Origin of the sequence: Candidatus Pseudothioglobus sp. Uisw_041, from assembly GCF_048087625.1 — a bacterium.
In the GTDB taxonomy this organism is placed as follows: Bacteria; Pseudomonadota; Gammaproteobacteria; order PS1; family Pseudothioglobaceae; genus Pseudothioglobus.
On the sequence record NZ_CP159805.1, the window covers coordinates 570270 to 586398 of the forward strand.

General features: G+C 35.8%; 17 protein-coding genes. 8 read left to right on the forward strand and 9 right to left on the reverse strand.

Annotated elements, in window-relative coordinates; all coding sequences use genetic code 11:
• Window positions 1-160 precede the first annotated feature (160 nt).
• From ABXT44_RS02855 to ABXT44_RS02865, 3 genes are all read left to right on the forward strand, one after another.
• The gene (locus ABXT44_RS02855) at window positions 161-958 is read left to right on the forward strand and encodes a phytanoyl-CoA dioxygenase family protein (protein WP_416687982.1); all 798 of its coding nucleotides are present in this window, start codon (window positions 161-163) and stop codon (window positions 956-958) included.
• A gap of 4 nt (window positions 959-962) precedes the next feature.
• Window positions 963-1724 (forward strand): TSUP family transporter, encoded by a 762-nt coding sequence (locus ABXT44_RS02860; protein WP_416687984.1) that lies wholly within the window; start codon window positions 963-965, stop codon window positions 1722-1724.
• Between the two features lie 87 nt (window positions 1725-1811).
• Window positions 1812-3209, forward strand: coding sequence for an aspartate ammonia-lyase (locus tag ABXT44_RS02865; protein ID WP_271541147.1), 1398 nt, complete (start codon window positions 1812-1814; stop codon window positions 3207-3209).
• 40 nt (window positions 3210-3249) lie between these two features.
• On the opposite strand, the gene ABXT44_RS02870 is transcribed toward ABXT44_RS02865, so the two are convergent.
• From ABXT44_RS02870 to ung, 5 genes are all read right to left on the reverse strand, one after another.
• A complete protein-coding gene (locus ABXT44_RS02870) occupies window positions 3250-3819 on the reverse strand; it encodes a DUF4389 domain-containing protein (RefSeq protein WP_416687986.1) in 570 nt (189 codons plus the stop codon).
• Window positions 3820-3838: 19 nt separating this feature from the next.
• Window positions 3839-4057 carry a helix-turn-helix transcriptional regulator gene (locus ABXT44_RS02875; protein WP_416653046.1) on the reverse strand — a complete coding sequence of 73 codons (219 nt, stop codon included), beginning with the start codon at window positions 4055-4057 and terminating at the stop codon, window positions 3839-3841.
• Between the two features lie 9 nt (window positions 4058-4066).
• Window positions 4067-4486, reverse strand: coding sequence for a hypothetical protein (locus ABXT44_RS02880; protein ID WP_416687987.1), 420 nt, complete (start codon window positions 4484-4486; stop codon window positions 4067-4069).
• 100 nt (window positions 4487-4586) lie between these two features.
• On the reverse strand, window positions 4587-5630 hold the full coding sequence (locus ABXT44_RS02885; RefSeq protein ID WP_416687989.1) for a 4-phosphoerythronate dehydrogenase: 1044 nt from the start codon (window positions 5628-5630) through the stop codon (window positions 4587-4589).
• Entirely contained in the window at window positions 5627-6298 is a 672-nt protein-coding gene (gene ung / locus ABXT44_RS02890; protein ID WP_416687991.1) for a uracil-DNA glycosylase, read from the reverse strand. The genes ABXT44_RS02885 and ung overlap by 4 nt, the downstream gene beginning before the upstream one ends.
• Before the next feature lie 50 nt (window positions 6299-6348).
• On the opposite strand from ung, the gene ABXT44_RS02895 reads away from it, so the two are divergent.
• From ABXT44_RS02895 to ABXT44_RS02905, 3 genes are read left to right on the forward strand one after another with little or no spacing between them, the layout of a single operon-like run.
• The gene (locus tag ABXT44_RS02895) at window positions 6349-7005 is read left to right on the forward strand and encodes a thiopurine S-methyltransferase (RefSeq protein WP_416687993.1); all 657 of its coding nucleotides are present in this window, start codon (window positions 6349-6351) and stop codon (window positions 7003-7005) included.
• Window positions 7005-7310, forward strand: coding sequence for a cold-shock protein (locus tag ABXT44_RS02900; protein ID WP_416687995.1), 306 nt, complete (start codon window positions 7005-7007; stop codon window positions 7308-7310). The genes ABXT44_RS02895 and ABXT44_RS02900 overlap by 1 nt, the downstream gene beginning before the upstream one ends.
• The gene (locus tag ABXT44_RS02905; protein ID WP_416687996.1) at window positions 7311-7919 is read left to right on the forward strand and encodes a transglycosylase SLT domain-containing protein; all 609 of its coding nucleotides are present in this window, start codon (window positions 7311-7313) and stop codon (window positions 7917-7919) included.
• A 111-nt stretch (window positions 7920-8030) separates the two neighbouring features.
• Here the strand turns inward: ABXT44_RS02905 and ABXT44_RS02910 are convergent, their stop codons facing one another.
• Window positions 8031-9746, reverse strand: a complete 1716-nt coding sequence (locus ABXT44_RS02910; protein ID WP_416687998.1) for an ABC transporter ATP-binding protein — start codon at window positions 9744-9746, stop codon at window positions 8031-8033.
• Window positions 9747-9825: 79 nt separating this feature from the next.
• Here ABXT44_RS02910 and ABXT44_RS02915 point away from each other — a divergent pair, with 79 nt between their 5' ends.
• A complete protein-coding gene (locus ABXT44_RS02915) occupies window positions 9826-11460 on the forward strand; it encodes a CTP synthase (protein ID WP_271541163.1) in 1635 nt (544 codons plus the stop codon).
• 47 nt (window positions 11461-11507) lie between these two features.
• Complete coding sequence (locus ABXT44_RS02920; RefSeq protein WP_416688001.1) at window positions 11508-12746, forward strand: NAD(P)/FAD-dependent oxidoreductase; 1239 nt, start codon at window positions 11508-11510, stop codon at window positions 12744-12746.
• Window positions 12747-12784: 38 nt separating this feature from the next.
• Here ABXT44_RS02920 and der read toward each other — a convergent pair whose 3' ends face one another.
• From der to hisS, 3 genes are read right to left on the reverse strand one after another with little or no spacing between them, the layout of a single operon-like run.
• The gene (gene der / locus ABXT44_RS02925) at window positions 12785-14176 is read right to left on the reverse strand and encodes a ribosome biogenesis GTPase Der (RefSeq protein WP_416688003.1); all 1392 of its coding nucleotides are present in this window, start codon (window positions 14174-14176) and stop codon (window positions 12785-12787) included.
• Between the two features lie 20 nt (window positions 14177-14196).
• A complete protein-coding gene (locus ABXT44_RS02930; protein WP_416688005.1) occupies window positions 14197-14814 on the reverse strand; it encodes a YfgM family protein in 618 nt (205 codons plus the stop codon).
• On the reverse strand, window positions 14811-16076 hold the full coding sequence (gene hisS, locus ABXT44_RS02935; protein WP_416679111.1) for a histidine--tRNA ligase: 1266 nt from the start codon (window positions 16074-16076) through the stop codon (window positions 14811-14813). Before hisS ends, ABXT44_RS02930 begins: the two co-directional genes overlap by 4 nt.
• Window positions 16077-16129: the final 53 nt, after the last annotated feature.

A 16129-nucleotide genomic window follows, 5' to 3' on the forward strand; every position in this document is an offset into this window, starting at 1 on the left:
TGAGGCTGTAAAAAATTACAGTAATAATACAGTTGTTTATGCCAACTCTCGTGCTGTGTATTAATTATTATATTTATCTTCTAAGTTTCAAGTTTTAATGATTATCATAGGTTTATTGAAAATGAACTCATAAATTATCAATACTAACCAGTCAACCCTCATGAAAACACTTCTTACTCAATCAGAAATACAAGACTTTAAAGATGATGGTGTTGTGGTTCTTAGGGGTGTTTTTAATGAGTGGATTGATACTTTATCTAAGGGAGCTGACTTTCATATTAAGAATCCAAGCGAAGGTGCATTGGTACATAAAGGAAAAGATTTTCAAGGTAAGTTTTTGGAGGACTTTTGTAATTGGCAGAGGATTCCAGAGTATAAAGACTTTGTATTGAATTCACCCCTTGCTTCAATTGCAGCAGACTTAATGGAGTCAAAATCAGCGCAATTTTTTCATGACCACTTTTTTTATAAAGAGGCGCTCTCAGGAGCCCCTACTCCTTGGCATCAAGACCTTCCTTATTACTGCGTTTCAGGGCATCAAACGGTCAGTTTTTGGCTGCCTCTTGAGTCAAGAAAGAAGAGTGTTTCATTGAGATCACTGGCAGGAAGTCATCATTTAAATAAAGAGATTCGACCAACAAGCTGGGCGAACAATGAGAGCTTTTATGAAGATAATAACACTTTTATGGACATGCCAAATACTGATAATGGTGATTTTGAAATCAAACAATGGGAAACTGAGCCAGGCGATGTTGTTGCCTTTAACTTTAAGACAATACACGGTGCAAATGCTAACAAAGTGGATGATGTCAGCCGCACTCTTTCGTTTCGTTTTCTCGGGGATGATGTGGTTTATCGTAATAGACCAGGGCGAACTTCACCTAATTTTCCAGGTATTAACCAGAAAGATGGTGAACGAATAAGGGAGGACTGGTTCCCTGTTATTTGGGGTAATTAAGATTATGGATTTAGCAAATTACTCTTTGGAGATTCTAACTTTTTTATTTTTCGTTGCCATGATTGCAGGATTTCTTGATACCTTGGTTGGGGGAGGCGGTTTGTTAGCAGTTCCTGCATTACTATTAAGTGGGATTCCGCCTATCTACGTCCTGGGAACAAATAAATTTCAAGGTAGTATGGGCACTGGAGTTGCAACACTCCTACTTTTTCGTAAAAAAAAGCTGAATTGGAGTGCTATTAAGTATTTAATGTTAGTGTCTTTTGTTGGCTCGGTAATAGGCGGGGTTATAGTTCAGTTTATTGACACCAAGGCGCTCTCTTTTGCAATACCAATAGTGCTGGTATTTATTTCAATCTATTTTATTATCTCACCTAAGCCTAAAAAAACCTCGAAGAGCTCGGCATCCAGCAAAAGTTTTGATAAATATGCTGTTCCAGCAGTTGGTTTTTACGATGGCATGTTTGGACCTGGCGCTGGATCTTTTTTTGTAATGACAGCAGTTATGCTTAAAAAACTTGAAATTATTCAAGCAACAATTCTAGCAAAGCCATTAAATTTTGCATCAAACATTGCCGGATTTATAGTTTTCTTTAGTTTTGGCCATATAGCCTTTTTAATTGGCCTGGTAATGATGGCAGGACAATTAATAGGTGCTTTTTTTGGAACCCATTATTTATTGAAGGCTAACCCACTTGTTATTCGGTTTTTAATTGTTATTATGTCAATTTCAATGCTTGCTCGGTATTTGTATTCTCTTGTTTAGCATTAATGCTGTCAAAAATAAGATTCTCTTAAGCGTATCATTTGCTCAATCTACTGATTAAGGTAATATTTTTCAATATTAAAAATTATGGAATACAGAATAGAAACAGATTTTTTAGGTGAAATGAAAATACCTTTTGATGCTTATTACGGAATCCATACTAAGCGCGCTGTTGAAAATTTTCCGATAGCGGATGTTGCGATTTCAGTTTATCCAAATATAGTTATAGCCTATGCAATGGTTAAGCTTGCTTGCGCTCGAGCAAATAATAAATTGGGCCTATTAGAGGATGAAATTTTTGAGCCTATAGTCAGCGCTTGTGAGAGAATTATTAATGGTGAATTTCATGATCAGTTTATTGTGGAGATAATCCAGGGAGGCGCCGGCACTTCAACAAATATGAATGCAAATGAAGTCATTGCTAATGTTGCACTAGAAATGATAGGCAAAGAGAAGGGTGATTACGAGTCCATCTCCCCGCTTATGCATGTAAATATGTCACAGTCAACTAATGACACCTATCCTACTGCCTTGCTGGTTGGATTTTTAAAAGAATATGACCCTTTATTGGAGGCAATTAAAGCCCTCTCTGATTCTTTTCATGCCAAAGGCATTGAATTTTCTGGGGTCATTAAAATGGGGCGAACACAACTTCAAGATGCTGTGCCAATGAGCCTTGGTCAGGAATTTACTGCTTTTGGTAATACTTTGTTGGATGACATTAAAAGGCTTAATGAAATGTCACAATTATTTTTAGAGGTTAATTTAGGTGCTACCGCTATTGGAACTGGAATTAATAGCCATTTAGATTATCCAAAAATAGCAGTAGAGGCTTTGGCAGAATTATCTGGACTGCCTTTAGTGCTGGCTCCAAACCCAATTGCTGCAACCTCTGATACTAGTGCCTTTGTGTCATTCTCGTCTGTTTTAAAGCGAGTAGCTATAAAGCTTTCAAAAATATCTAATGACTTAAGATTGTTATCATCAGGCCCAATTGCTGGGTTTAACGAAATTAATCTTCCCGCCGTGCAAGCTGGATCATCAATTATGCCTGGGAAAGTTAATCCTGTTATCCCTGAGGCTGTTAATCAAACTGCTTTTCAAGTAATTGGAAATGATTTAGTAATTACTTTGGCAGCTGAAGCTGGTCAAATGCAGCTCAATGCTTTTGAGCCTGTTTTAGCCGTAAATATATTACGCTCATTACGCTATATGACAAATGCGATGGTTATGCTAAGGACAAAGTGTGTGGACGGAATTACAGCTAACGTTGAAGTTTGTGCAAGATATGTTGAACAAAGTCCTGGTATAGCAACATTTTTTACGCCTCATTTAGGCTATAAAGAGTCAGCTCGTATTGCCAAAAAAGCTCTAAAAGATGGAATGACTGTTCGAGAAATTATTATTCAAGAGGGGCTTATGACGGAAGAGCAAGTGAATGAAGTTTTGCATGTAGACAATCTTACAAAGCCTAATATTCGTTGAGTTATTGAAGCTTAAGGGGCCAAACTTTAAAGACTTTAAGTTAACCAAGTTTAAATGGTGGGTACTGATCTGTTGTTAATAAAAATGCGTAAGCATTTACTCTCAATGACCAGCGCAGGAAGCCTTCAACAAAATCAAATATGCCCTTAGGATATCGTCCTGTAAATAGAATCGCAAACCAAGCAAAAATAGTGCAAAAAACAACAGCAATAAACATGAGTACTAAAACGATGTAGTGAGGGATAGCTAGAAACCATTTAATAAGTGGCATCCATCTATTTAAGTCTTTCTTAACGTCTGGATATGGTAATTCAACTTGTACTGCTTGGTCAGTTTCGGTTGAAGGGTATTCGTCCCTCATTAACAAAGCATAGGCTGCAATCCTAAGCCAGAATTTAGTAAGAGCAAGATTCCAATCAAACCACCACTTTGGGTATTTTTCTTTAAAAAGAATCATTAAAACTACTGCTAGCGATAAAGCCTCAGCATAAGAAGAAATAATAGAAAGAATAATAACAATTGGAATTATTAATACTAATCTAAAAAGAGCCGTTAATTTGTTAGATTTTTCTGGGTAATCAATCTTTAGATTTACTGGATATTGCTTCATTTTTAATCCTCTTAGAAAATTATTTACCAATATAAAAAACTTCTTGTATCTCTTTGTTGAATGCTAATGCAATTTTGAACGCTAACTCTAGAGATGGGGTGTACTTATATTTCTCTATTGCAACAACTGTTTGTCTGGAAATACCAACCAAATCAGCAAGTTCTTGCTGTGTCATCTCGTTATTGTTAAACCTGAGTTTTCTGACAGAATTTTCTATATTGATTTTTTTCTTAGCCATTGTAAATAACTATTTATAGAGATATATTTTCAAAAAAGTACTACAAATGCTTGCTAAGAACACTGACAAAGTTATAGCAATTATTCCAAAGTTTATAGGTAGGTTAAACCATCCTAATAGAGCAAGAATAATTACAAGGGAGATACCAAATATGACATTACTTAATCTCAAAGCATAGAACTCAATCATATTGTCCCTTTCATCTATTACATTTTTTTCTTTGCTCTTAGTAATGATTGCTGAAACTATGTGGATAGCTATGGCAGAAAAGATAGCTGCAAGTATAGATATTCCAATGCTTTGAACAAGCACTTGAGTAATTGAAGCGATACTCATATTAGCGGCTCCATTTAATTTAGAGTACATCCAAGTAATTGCTATTGCTACTGCAATTATTTCGGTTAAAGTATTTCTAATTTTTATATTCATATCTATATTTATAAGTTATTTAATATGTAAATTATAACATACTTAATGTAATGTATAACATACTTTATGTCAATAACATATTACATAATTGGGGATGAGCTTACTTTAATTTATGAGGAATAATAAAATTTGTATGAAAATGCTTCCATTCATAGCGCTCAGGATAATGACGTCTATAATCTTCAAACTTTGAACTGTCTTTGAGAGCTTCATGGTCATCAAAGAATGAGTATATTGAGTTGAGTGTTTCATGAAGAGAGCTTTCATTAATGGGCCTTATTTGAGGGTTAATCAGTGACTCAATTTCTTTATTAAATGGAGCTTTTGTAAAGCTACATAGCTCTTTATAAATCATAAAACTACCCATAAATTTTGCATCTATTGAGTGCCCTGCAATGTGAGGTGTCGCCCAGTATGCGTTACTTTGTAGTTTATTATTAATATTGGGCTCGTTTTCCCAGCAGTCTATTATATTTTCTTTTGTTTTGGTCTTTTCCCATAGACTTTCATCGACTATGCCTCCTCGAGCTGCATTGATTAATATCGTATCTTCTTTAATGAGGTTAAAGTTTTGACTTCCAAGAAGGTTGAAAGTAGGGTGGGCGCCAGAGAATGTTAGAGGCGTATGGAAAGTTACAATATCAGCACTGAGGGCTATATCAAGATTAACAAATTTATCTTTCCCTTCACTGGCCTCACGAATAGGATCATTAAGAAGAGTCGTTATCCCAAGTTGTTTTGCTTTAAAGTCTAACCTAGAACCAACATTCCCAACACCAATTATTCCAAGCGTTTTAGTTGATAAATCAAAGTTATGATCATTCGCTAGATTGGAAAGAGCACTAATGACATACTCAGTTACTGCATTGGCATTACAGCCCTGGGCAGATACAAATGAAATAGCATTTTCTTTTAAATAATTTTCATCAACATGATCAAGCCCAGCTACTGTCGAGCCAACAAACCTGACTTTAGTTCCGTCAAGGAGCTGTTTGTTGACTTTGGTTCTTGATCTGACAATAAGTATCTCGCAATCTAATAAACTCTCTCGGGTAATTAGCCTACCTGGAAGGGTGGTAATTTCACCAAAACTAGAGAAGATTTCTTTATAACCCCATACTGCATCATCAATCATTAACTTCATGGGCCAATACTCCAGTCAATGGCTTCTTGATTCGTTGATACAAGGTAATTATTCGTTTTAGAGAAATGCTTAGAGCCAAAGAAGCCTTTGTAAGCTGAAAAGGGAGAAGGGTGGGGGGCGCTAAGTATCAGATGTTTATTGCTGTCAATTAATTCAGATTTCTTGTTTGCATAAGCGCCCCATAAAATAAACACTAAATTTTTTTTATGACTACTTAAAATTTTAATGACTTGGTCTGTAAAGTTTTCCCAGCCCAGACTGGCATGAGAAGCAGGGCTATTTTTCTCGACTGTAAGAACACTATTAAGAAGAAGTACGCCTTGGTTAGCCCACGAAACTAAATTTCCATGCTCAGGTTTACAGAAACTCACATCATCACTTTGAAGCTCCTTAAAGATATTTCTAAGTGACGGCGGAATAACAATACCTTTTGGAACTGAAAAGCTTAAGCCTTCTGCCTGACCTTCTCCATGATAAGGATCTTGTCCTAGTATGATTACTTTGGTTTTTTCAAAGCTTGAATACTCTAGTGCTTTGAACCAAGAGTCTTTGGGCGGGCAGATATTTAAATTCATTTTTGATTGAAGATAAGAATCTAAAGCTATGAAATATTGCTTTTCTTTTTCAGGATTTAAATAATCTGACCAGCCACTTTTAAAATGGGTCATAATGTTTGATGATTAACTAATATGACTCTCTATTATATCAAGGAATAAATATGACAGACTGGCACAGTAGATGGGAGAGCAATAAAATCGGTTGGCATGCAGACCAAGTTAACCAGAATTTGATTGATTATTTTTCAAAGCTCAACTTAGTTGATGGTGATAAGATTTTTGTGCCACTTTGTGGTAAGAGTGTTGACATGATCTATCTATTAAAAAGAGGCCTTAAAGTTGTTGGTATAGAGATGAGTGAGATTGCTATTGAGCAGTTTTTTAGTGAGAATAAATTAGAATATTCTGTTTCCAAAGTTGATGATTTAATGCTTTATGAGGGTGATGGAATTCAAATATTCTGTGGTGACTTCTTCACGTTAAAAGCAAACCACTTAGTTGACGTTAAAGCAGTTTATGATCGTGCATCACTTATTGCCTTAGATAAGGCGTTAAGACAGAAATATGTTAATCATTTAAATGATATAATATTAAAAGATGTCAGGGTGTTATTGTTAACTTTAAACTATCCTCAACATCAATGGGTTGGCCCGCCTTATGCTGTAAGTAAGTTGGAGGTTGACTCACTTTATGGTGGTTCGTTTCAATGTCAAGAACTTCAAAATATTAGTGATATTGAAAATGAGCCAATGTTCCTACTTCAAGGAGTAGATTTTGTTGAAAAAGCAGTATATTGTCTGCAAAAAGTGAGAATGTAATGGCTAAAAAAATGACGGGCATAGTCGCCCAATTTGGTACAAAAGGTTATGGATTTATTACGGGAGATGACAATGAAAAGTATTTCGTTCACCAGAAAAATGTTTTTAATAAATCACGTTTAAGAATTGATACTAGGGTTAAATTTAAAGTTGAAAACTCTGATAAAGGTTTAGTTGCTATTGATGTTAAGTTAGAGAAGGTTGTTGAAGAGTCAGAACCTTTAACTGACAATGATATTAAAGCAATGTTTGGTGTCTTATTGGTTTTTCAGTTGATTATTGCTTATTTTGTTTTTATTGCTTAAATGAAAAAACTGTTTGTCCTAAGTTTGTTAGTTGTAATTTCTGTTTCTGGGTGTTTTTCAACGCCTGCTAGAGAAGTTACTAACATCTGTAATTTGCTTGATGAGAAGGTGAGTTGGTATCGAGCAGCTAAGCTCAGTGAGGAGAAATGGAAAGTGCCGATGCATTTGCAGATGGCAATCATTCATCAAGAGTCTCGCTTTGCTTCAAAAGCAAAACCACCACGAAATAAAATTTTTGGAATCATACCTGGCGCAAGGCCAACAGATTCATTTGGCTATACCCAAGCTAAAAAAGCGACTTGGGACTGGTATCAACTTAAAACTGGCAACAAGACTGCTAAAAGAGATGATTTTGCTGATGCGATTGATTTTGTTGGCTGGTATGCTAACCAGTCTTCATTACGCTCTAAGATTAGTAAAACAGATGCATATCGCCAGTATCTTGCATATCACGAGGGACATGGTGGCTTTAATAAGAAAAGCTATGAAAGTAAAGCTTGGCTGATTGATATCGCAAAAAAAGTTGAAAGTAAATCTAACACCTACAAGACTCAGCTCTCCCAGTGCAGAGATGAGCTCGATAGTAATAGAATATGGACGCTTTTCTAGATCACATTGCTAAGGCGGCTTAATACATTAAAATCCCCACCGCTACTTAATCTCATAGAAGAGATTTATCAGACGCACTAGATCGAATAAAAGACAATGAAAGTTAGTTTATTAAAGTTGCTGCTGGTTAAGCTTTGCATATTCCCCAGAGGCCTTAATGAGCTCTTTATGAGAGCCTTCCTCAATAATTTCACCCTCCTTTAAAACGATAATACGATCTGCATTTTGAATTGTGCTTAATCGATGAGCAATAATGATTGTGGTTCGTCCTTTCTGCATTTTAGTGATTGCTGACTGAACAAGTTTTTCAGTTGCAGAGTCGAGCGCTGAGGTTGCCTCATCAAGAATTAAAATAGCACTGTCTTTTGCAATTGCCCTAGCAATGGAAAGCCTTTGGCGCTGACCACCTGATAAGGTTACGCCGTCTTCACCTATGTCAGAGTCAAATTTATTAACTAGTTTTTCAATGAACTCAATTGAATTGGATACGTTTGCTGCATTAATAATTGAATCCATAGACATCTTATCTTTCTGTCCAAAGGCGATATTACCACTAATAGTGTCATTAAATAGTCGTACATTCTGATCGACAAAAGAAAAGTTTGATCTATATGACTCTAAATCGAAGCTATTAATATCTTCATTATTTATAGCAATTTTGCCTTTGGTTGGGCTATAAAAGCGAGTTAATAGATTAACCAAAGTTGTCTTTCCACTTCCTGTGGAGCCAACGAGTGCAACTGTCTCACCTTGCTTAATACTTAAAGTGATATTTTTCAATGAGGGTTTATTGTTGTCATAAGAGAAACTTACATTATCAAAATAAATATCTCCAGTTGTTTGATCCATTTTTTTATTACCAATATTAGCTTCAGGTTTTTCATCAATTAAATTAAAAACACTAACTCCAGCTATAATTGCTTGTTGTAAAGGTTTGTTAATATTTATAAGTGTCTTGGCAGGTTTAATTAGCATACCCATTGCAGTAAAGTAAGCTAAAAAATCACCTGCACTCATGATTAGGTAAGTGGATGATAAATAAACAACACAGCCTAAAGCTAGTCCAATTAAAGCGTTTACTATCGAAGTATTAAGACCGCTTGCCATATCAACTTTAAATCTTTGCTGGCGAATCGTATTAATAATATTAAAAAAATTGTTTTGCTCACTTGCTTGGGCGTTATATATTTTGATTAGATCATTTCCTGAGATATTTTCATCAAGAAGATGTGTCATTTTGCCCATTGATTCTTGAACTTTTTTTGAACCTTTTCTGATTCTAGCGGTAGATAGCTTTACTGCAAAATATACAAGCGGAAGAAGGATTAAAAGAATAAGGCTTAGTAGAGAATTTTTATAGAATAGATAAGCTGTTAATATTACAACAGTAAATGAAGACTTTATAAATTCTAGCCAAATAGTTGATGCTGCAGCAGAGATTTGCTCAACATCAAAGGTTAACTTAGAAAGTGTCTCTCCAGTTGTATTGTTATCAAAGTAAGACTTTGGAAGTTTAAGAAGTTTTTCAAACATATTAACTCTCAGGTCTAATATTACTTTGTTAGAAATCCAAGAGCTTGCGCTAATTGATATCAAGGCAAATATAGAGCTAGTTGCTATAACAGTGAATAGAATTAATGAGTATGAAAACGCAGCATCACTCGAACGATTAGAAGAGAATAATGTATCAACTATTTGGCCAGTAATCTCAGGTATTGAAGTCTCCAATACCGTAGCAAAAACCATCATTATTGAAGTAAAGATAAGTTTTCCAATGTGATCTTTTAAATATGGAAACAGTCTCTTTACAAATTGTCTATAACCCATCGTGATTTGTTTGTTTGGATGTGACCATATTCTACCTAATTTTGTGTATCATAACTATTTCAAACTTTGTTAGTTTTACATGACAAAATACATCTTTATAACTGGTGGTGTTGTGTCTTCTTTAGGTAAGGGGATAGCTTCAGCATCTTTGGCTTCAATTCTAGAAACTCGAGGCCTCAACGTTACCCTTCTTAAATTAGACCCTTATATAAATGTTGATCCTGGAACAATGAGTCCATTTCAGCATGGTGAGGTTTTTGTTACCAATGATGGCGCTGAAACTGATCTAGACCTAGGTCACTATGAGCGATTTGTTCGAACTCAACTTGGGAAAAAGAATAACTTTACAGCTGGAAGAGTTTATCAAAATGTTATAGAGCGAGAGAGAAGAGGTGATTATCTTGGCGCAACGGTTCAAATCATTCCTCATATTACTGATGAAATAAAAAAATTAATGAAGGAAGGTGTTGAAGATGCAGATGTAGCCCTTGTAGAAATTGGCGGTACGGCAGGCGATATTGAGTCTCTTCCATTTTTAGAAGCAATTCGGCAGATGAGCTTAGAACTTGGTCGTGAGAATACCTTATTCATCCATTTAACGCTTCTTCCTTATATTAAAGTAGCAGGTGAGCTAAAGACTAAACCAACTCAGCACTCTGTAAAAGAGCTTCGTGGGATTGGAATACAACCAGACATCCTTATTTGTAGATCAGAATACCCACTTGAAGATTCAGATCGTAAAAAAATTGCCTTATTTACAAATGTTGCTGAAAATTCAGTTTTCATGTCTTTGGATAAAGACACCATTTATAAGGTTCCTGAAGACCTTCATGAGCAGGGTCTTGATGACGTTGTTGTATCAAAATTAGGACTTAAATGTGGTCCAGCAGATTTATCAGAATGGAAGAATGTTGTTTCTAGACTAGAAAGACCTAACCATAGTGTTGATGTTGCGATGGTTGGAAAATACATGGATTTAACAGAGTCTTATAAATCGCTTTCAGAAGCGCTAATTCATGCTGGAGTCCATACCCAAACCAAAGTAAATATTCATTATTTTGATTCTGAAGAGATCGAAAAAAATGGTGCTGGCGCCTTAAGTAAAATGAGCGCAGTATTGGTGCCTGGTGGCTTTGGATTACGCGGTATAGAAGGAAAGATTAAAGCAGTTCAATTTGCTCGTGAAAATAATATTCCTTTCTTAGGAATTTGCTTAGGCCTGCAAGTTGCTGTAATTGAGTTTGCTAGAAATATGGCACAAATGGACGGAGCAAATAGTACAGAATTTGATGAAAACACAGATTATCCTGTTATAGGACTTATTACTGAGTGGCAAGATGAAAATGGAGAAACTCAAAAACGTGATTCAGAGTCACACTTAGGCGGAACTATGAGGCTCGGTGGTCAAGAGTGTGAGCTAGTAAAGGGTACTCATTCTCAAAAAATTTATGGTTCAGATAAGGTAGTTGAAAGGCATCGCCATAGATACGAAGTTAATAATAACCTTATCTCTAAAGTTGAAGAGGCTGGCCTTAAAATTTCAGGAAGGTCTTCTGATGGCCTGTTAGTTGAAATGGTTGAAATTAAAGACCATCCTTGGTTTGTTGCTTGTCAGTTTCATCCAGAATTTACTTCTACGCCAAGAGACGGCCATCCTTTATTTGAAAGTTTTATCAAGGCAGCAAAGCAAGCTCATAATCTAATACTCTCTTAAGTTTTATTTGTATTAAACATTGTTAATCGTTATTAAAATCTTGTCCAATGCTAAAAACTGATGTAGTTATTTTGGGTGGAGGAGTAATAGGCTTATCCATTGCCCTAAAGATGCTAAATGCTGGTAGAGAGGTAATTCTTTTAGATCCTGAAGAGCCAGGAACTGGAACCTCGTACGGTAACGCTGGAACAATAGCTGAATATGCGGTTCTACCCATTGGCTCTCCTGAAATTATAAAAAAAATACCATCTTTATTGTTTAATAAAAATAGCCCTATTTCTATAAAGCGCTCTGAAATTCTCTCATTAGCACCATGGCTGATTAGATTTTTGTACCAATCCATGCCCAAGCAAGCTGCTAAAAACGCCCAGGCAATTACAGATCTTTTAGCAAATTCACGACTTCGTTGGGAAGAGCTTGCAGATCAGATAAATGGCAAATCTTTATTAAATAGGAATGGTAATATCTACTTATATAAAACAGATTCTTCCTATGAATCTGGCTTGAAGGATATTAATAATCGGAAGAAGTATGGTTTAAATGCCGAAATGTTAAACCCATCAGAACTTAATAAGCTAGAGCCAAATTTGAATTTTTCTGAGGGCGGCGCATCTTATTTCCCAGATGGATCTTATATGAGCGATCCTGGAAAAATGACAAAACTATTATTAGATGCAAGTGTTAAAAAAGGATGTCAGGTTATTAAGAAAGCAGCCAATGGAATTGAGAGGACTAGTGAAGGGGTTAAGGTAACTTTAGCAGATAAATCAGAAGTTATATCCAAACATCTAGTCATAGCGGCTGGTGCATACTCCAAGAAATTTGCAAAACAGGTTGGGGACAATATTCCTTTAGATGCTGAGCGTGGATATCATGTTGAATATGACATGAAAGATCCATTATTAAATAGACCTTGTTGCTCTGCAGAGAGTGGTTTTTATATGTCTCCAATGACTGGAAGATTAAGAGTTGTTGGTACTGTTGAGCTTGGAGGGCTCAGTCCAGAAATCTCTAGGCATAGAGTAAACCACTTAGAAAAAGGAGCTTTAAGTTTTTTTCCAGACTTAGGAAAACCAAGTAGGGAATGGCTGGGTTTTCGTCCATCAATTCCAGATAGTAAACCAGTTATTTCTCAATCTAGTAAAGGTAATGATATTATTTATGCCTTTGGACATGGTCATATTGGGCTAACTTTGGCGCCAGTTACCGCAGAAATTGTTGAGTCGATTATTACCAAGTCTAAGCCCCCAATTCCAATTTCTGAATTCTCAGTCAAAAGGTTCTAATAATAATCACACCTTTAACTTTGTTACATTTCAAGTTTTTATTTCTTTTTTACGAATCTCATTAGGCGTTTCTTTTTTTGGACTTGTCGGGCTGAAAGAATATTCTTCCTATCTTTAAATGGATTTTCACCACTCTTATACTGGATTTTTACAGGTGTATTTGTAAGCTTTAAAGATGTAATAAAGAAATTCTTTAAAAAACGTTCATAGCTACTTGGAACGCTATCAACATGATTCCCATGAAAGGTAAAAGTTGGTGGAAAAACATCTGATTGATTTACAAACTTTAATCTAAGTCGTCTGCCAGCAACAGGAGGAGGAGAGTGGGCTTTATTAGCCTGTTCTAGAATTCTATTAAGTTGTGAAGTTGGGTGTCTGCCTCCAGCATGCTCAAAAGATCTTTTAATGGGTCCAAATAATTTTCCAACACCAGATCCATGAAGGGCTGATATATAATGAACTGAGGCATAATTTATAAATGAAAGCTTTATATCAAGTTTTCTTTTTACTTCACTTTTTTGATAATCATCCAAACCATCCCATTTATTAATTACTATTAAAAGTGCACGACCTTTGTCGGCTATCATTCCTAAAAGAGTAGCATCTTGTTCAGTCACGCCTTCGTGTGCATCTAAAACTAGAACCACAACATGTGAATCTTCAATTGCATCTTTAGCTTTAATAATACTAAAAATTTCAACTTTATGGCTGACACTTCTTTTGCGCCTTATTCCAGCTGTATCAATTAAGGTGTACTGCTGACCTTCTCGCTCAAAAGGGATAAAAATCGAGTCACGAGTTGTTCCAGGAAGGTCAACCGCCATAACCCTTTCTTCACCCAATATACGGTTTATGAGTGTTGATTTACCAACATTAGGTCTGCCCAAAACAGCTACTGCAATTCCCTTAACTTCTGGGATTATGTCTTCTGTTGCAGCGGGAAGAAGAGGAATTGTTTTTTCAATGAGATCTGGAATTCCTTGATTATGCTCAGCTGATATAAGGCAAGGATCCCCTAGTCCGAGTTCATAAAATTCTGCAGCTGAACTTTTATTTAACCCTTCGGCCTTATTGCATACTAAGATAATGTTTTTTCGGAGTTTTCTCAGCTGAGAAGCAATATCTAGATCAAGAGAAGTAACACCATCTTTATTGCTGACAATAAAATAGATTACATCTGACTCATTAAGTGCATTGAGTACTTGAGCATGTATCCCAGAATCAATAATTGATTCTTCGTGTGTCATACCGCCAGTATCAACAATTGTGCAATGAATGTCATCTTCAAGCTCGATATTCACGTATTGACGATCACGCGTTAGACCTTCAAAATCAGAAACAAGCGCCTGACGAGACTTGCTAAGACGATTAAATAGTGTCGACTTGCCTACATTAGGCCTGCCAACCAATGAGATGATGGGGTAGCTCACAATTTTCTAAAAAATTTATATTAATTCAGATCGTCTAACTTAATCTGAATTAGTTGGGTAAGGCTTGAGTTAGCAGTAATATTTTCGATTGCAAGGCTATAGTATTTTTTAGCTTCTTCTTTGTTACTAAGATCTAAATAAATATCACCAGTGAGATTGTAAAATAGACCAGAAAATCCTTCCCCAGCATCAACATCAAGAATTGTAAGTGCTTCATTATGTTCACCAAGCTGCAAGTGAAGTGAAGCTGATCTTAAAATGGCAGTTGAAGCTATAACAACATTTTCACGACTTATTAAAGGCTTTAGAGCATCAAGAGCAAGAGCATAATTACCAGCTTCAAATAAATATTTAGCCATTAAGAACGTTGCTTGATCAGCATAACTGCTTGAAGAGTGGTCCTTAATAAGCTTATCGTAAGCCCCAATATTAGTGGAATCTGAAGCATAACTTAAATATAAAGTTCTAGCATTCAAAGCCTGATTATCTTGATAATCACCATATGAATTCCAGCCAAACACTCCTGCAAGACCAAGAACAGCTCCACCAATAATTTGCTTGCCGTTACTATTCCACCATTTTTTAATTTTGTCGACTTGCTCTTCTTCCGTGTCGCTAATTTCTATAAAATTTTTCATAATATCTCCTGAAGATGCTGAATGATACCCTCAAGCTCAATCGATTGCTGTACTCCTTGGCCTTTTAAGGGCTTAATACTCAACTGATTATTTGATAACTCCTCTTCTCCAAGAATTAAAGCAAAGTCAGCATTAGATTTATCTGCTTTTTTCATTTGGCTTTTCAAGCTCCCCATGCTTAAGTCATTACTAAGTGTGATGTTAGGGAGTGCCTGAAGAATTTTTTTGGACAGCTTCATTGACTCAATCTGCGCTTTATCACCTAGGGTAACAAAATAGAGTTGACATCTCTTGATAACAATCTGACTTTTTTTGTCTTGAATTAGAAGAGCTATTCTCTCTAAGCCCATTGCAAAGCCAATTGCTGGTGTAGGACTACCACCCATTTTTTCAACTAAACCATCATATCTCCCACCACCACAAATAGTGCCTTGTGACCCTAAATCGTTTGAAATCCACTCAAATACAGTTTGATTGTAGTAGTCTAATCCCCTTACAAGTTTTGGGTTAACCTCATAAGGAATATCTAGATTATCTAAATAGGTTTTTAAAATAGTAAAGTGCTCTTTAGATTCATCATCTAAATGATCAATCATTTTGGGGGCATTTGAAATTAATAACTCAAGGTCTTTATTCTTACTATCCAAAATTCTTAAAGGATTTGTTTTTAATCGACGCAAACTATCTTCATCCAGTTGGCTTATATTTTCATTAAAAAAGGCTGTAAGAATATTTCTATAAGCAGATCGACTTTCTTTTGAACCTAGTGAATTAATTTCTAATCTTGCATTGATTCCAAGAGATTTCCAGAGTGAATCTGTAATAGATATTAATTCAGCATCAATTTTGGCATCAGAAGCTCCAAAAACTTCTGCCCCTACTTGGTGGAATTGTCGGTATCTTCCCTTTTGAGGTCTTTCATGCCTAAACATTGGGCCATTATAAAAAACCTTTTGTATTCCTTCGCGCGGCAAATTATGCTCAATCATCATTCGAACTACGCTAGCTGTGCCTTCAGGCCTTAAAGTTAAAGAGTTACCATTATTGTCTTCCCATGTGTACATCTCTTTTTCTACAATGTCTGTAACTTCTCCAATTGCACGAGAAAAAGTTTCAGTACTTTCAACAATTGGAGTGCGGCAATATTTATAGCCGTAAGAGATAAGGAGATTACTAATAGTTTCATCCAAAGAACTCCAAAGGGTGGAGTCTGCTGGCAACAGATCATTCATTCCTCGAATGGCTTGGATTTTATTTGACATCAGTAAACTTTAAATAATAATAATTCGTATTTTACCAATTAAATCTCATGGTG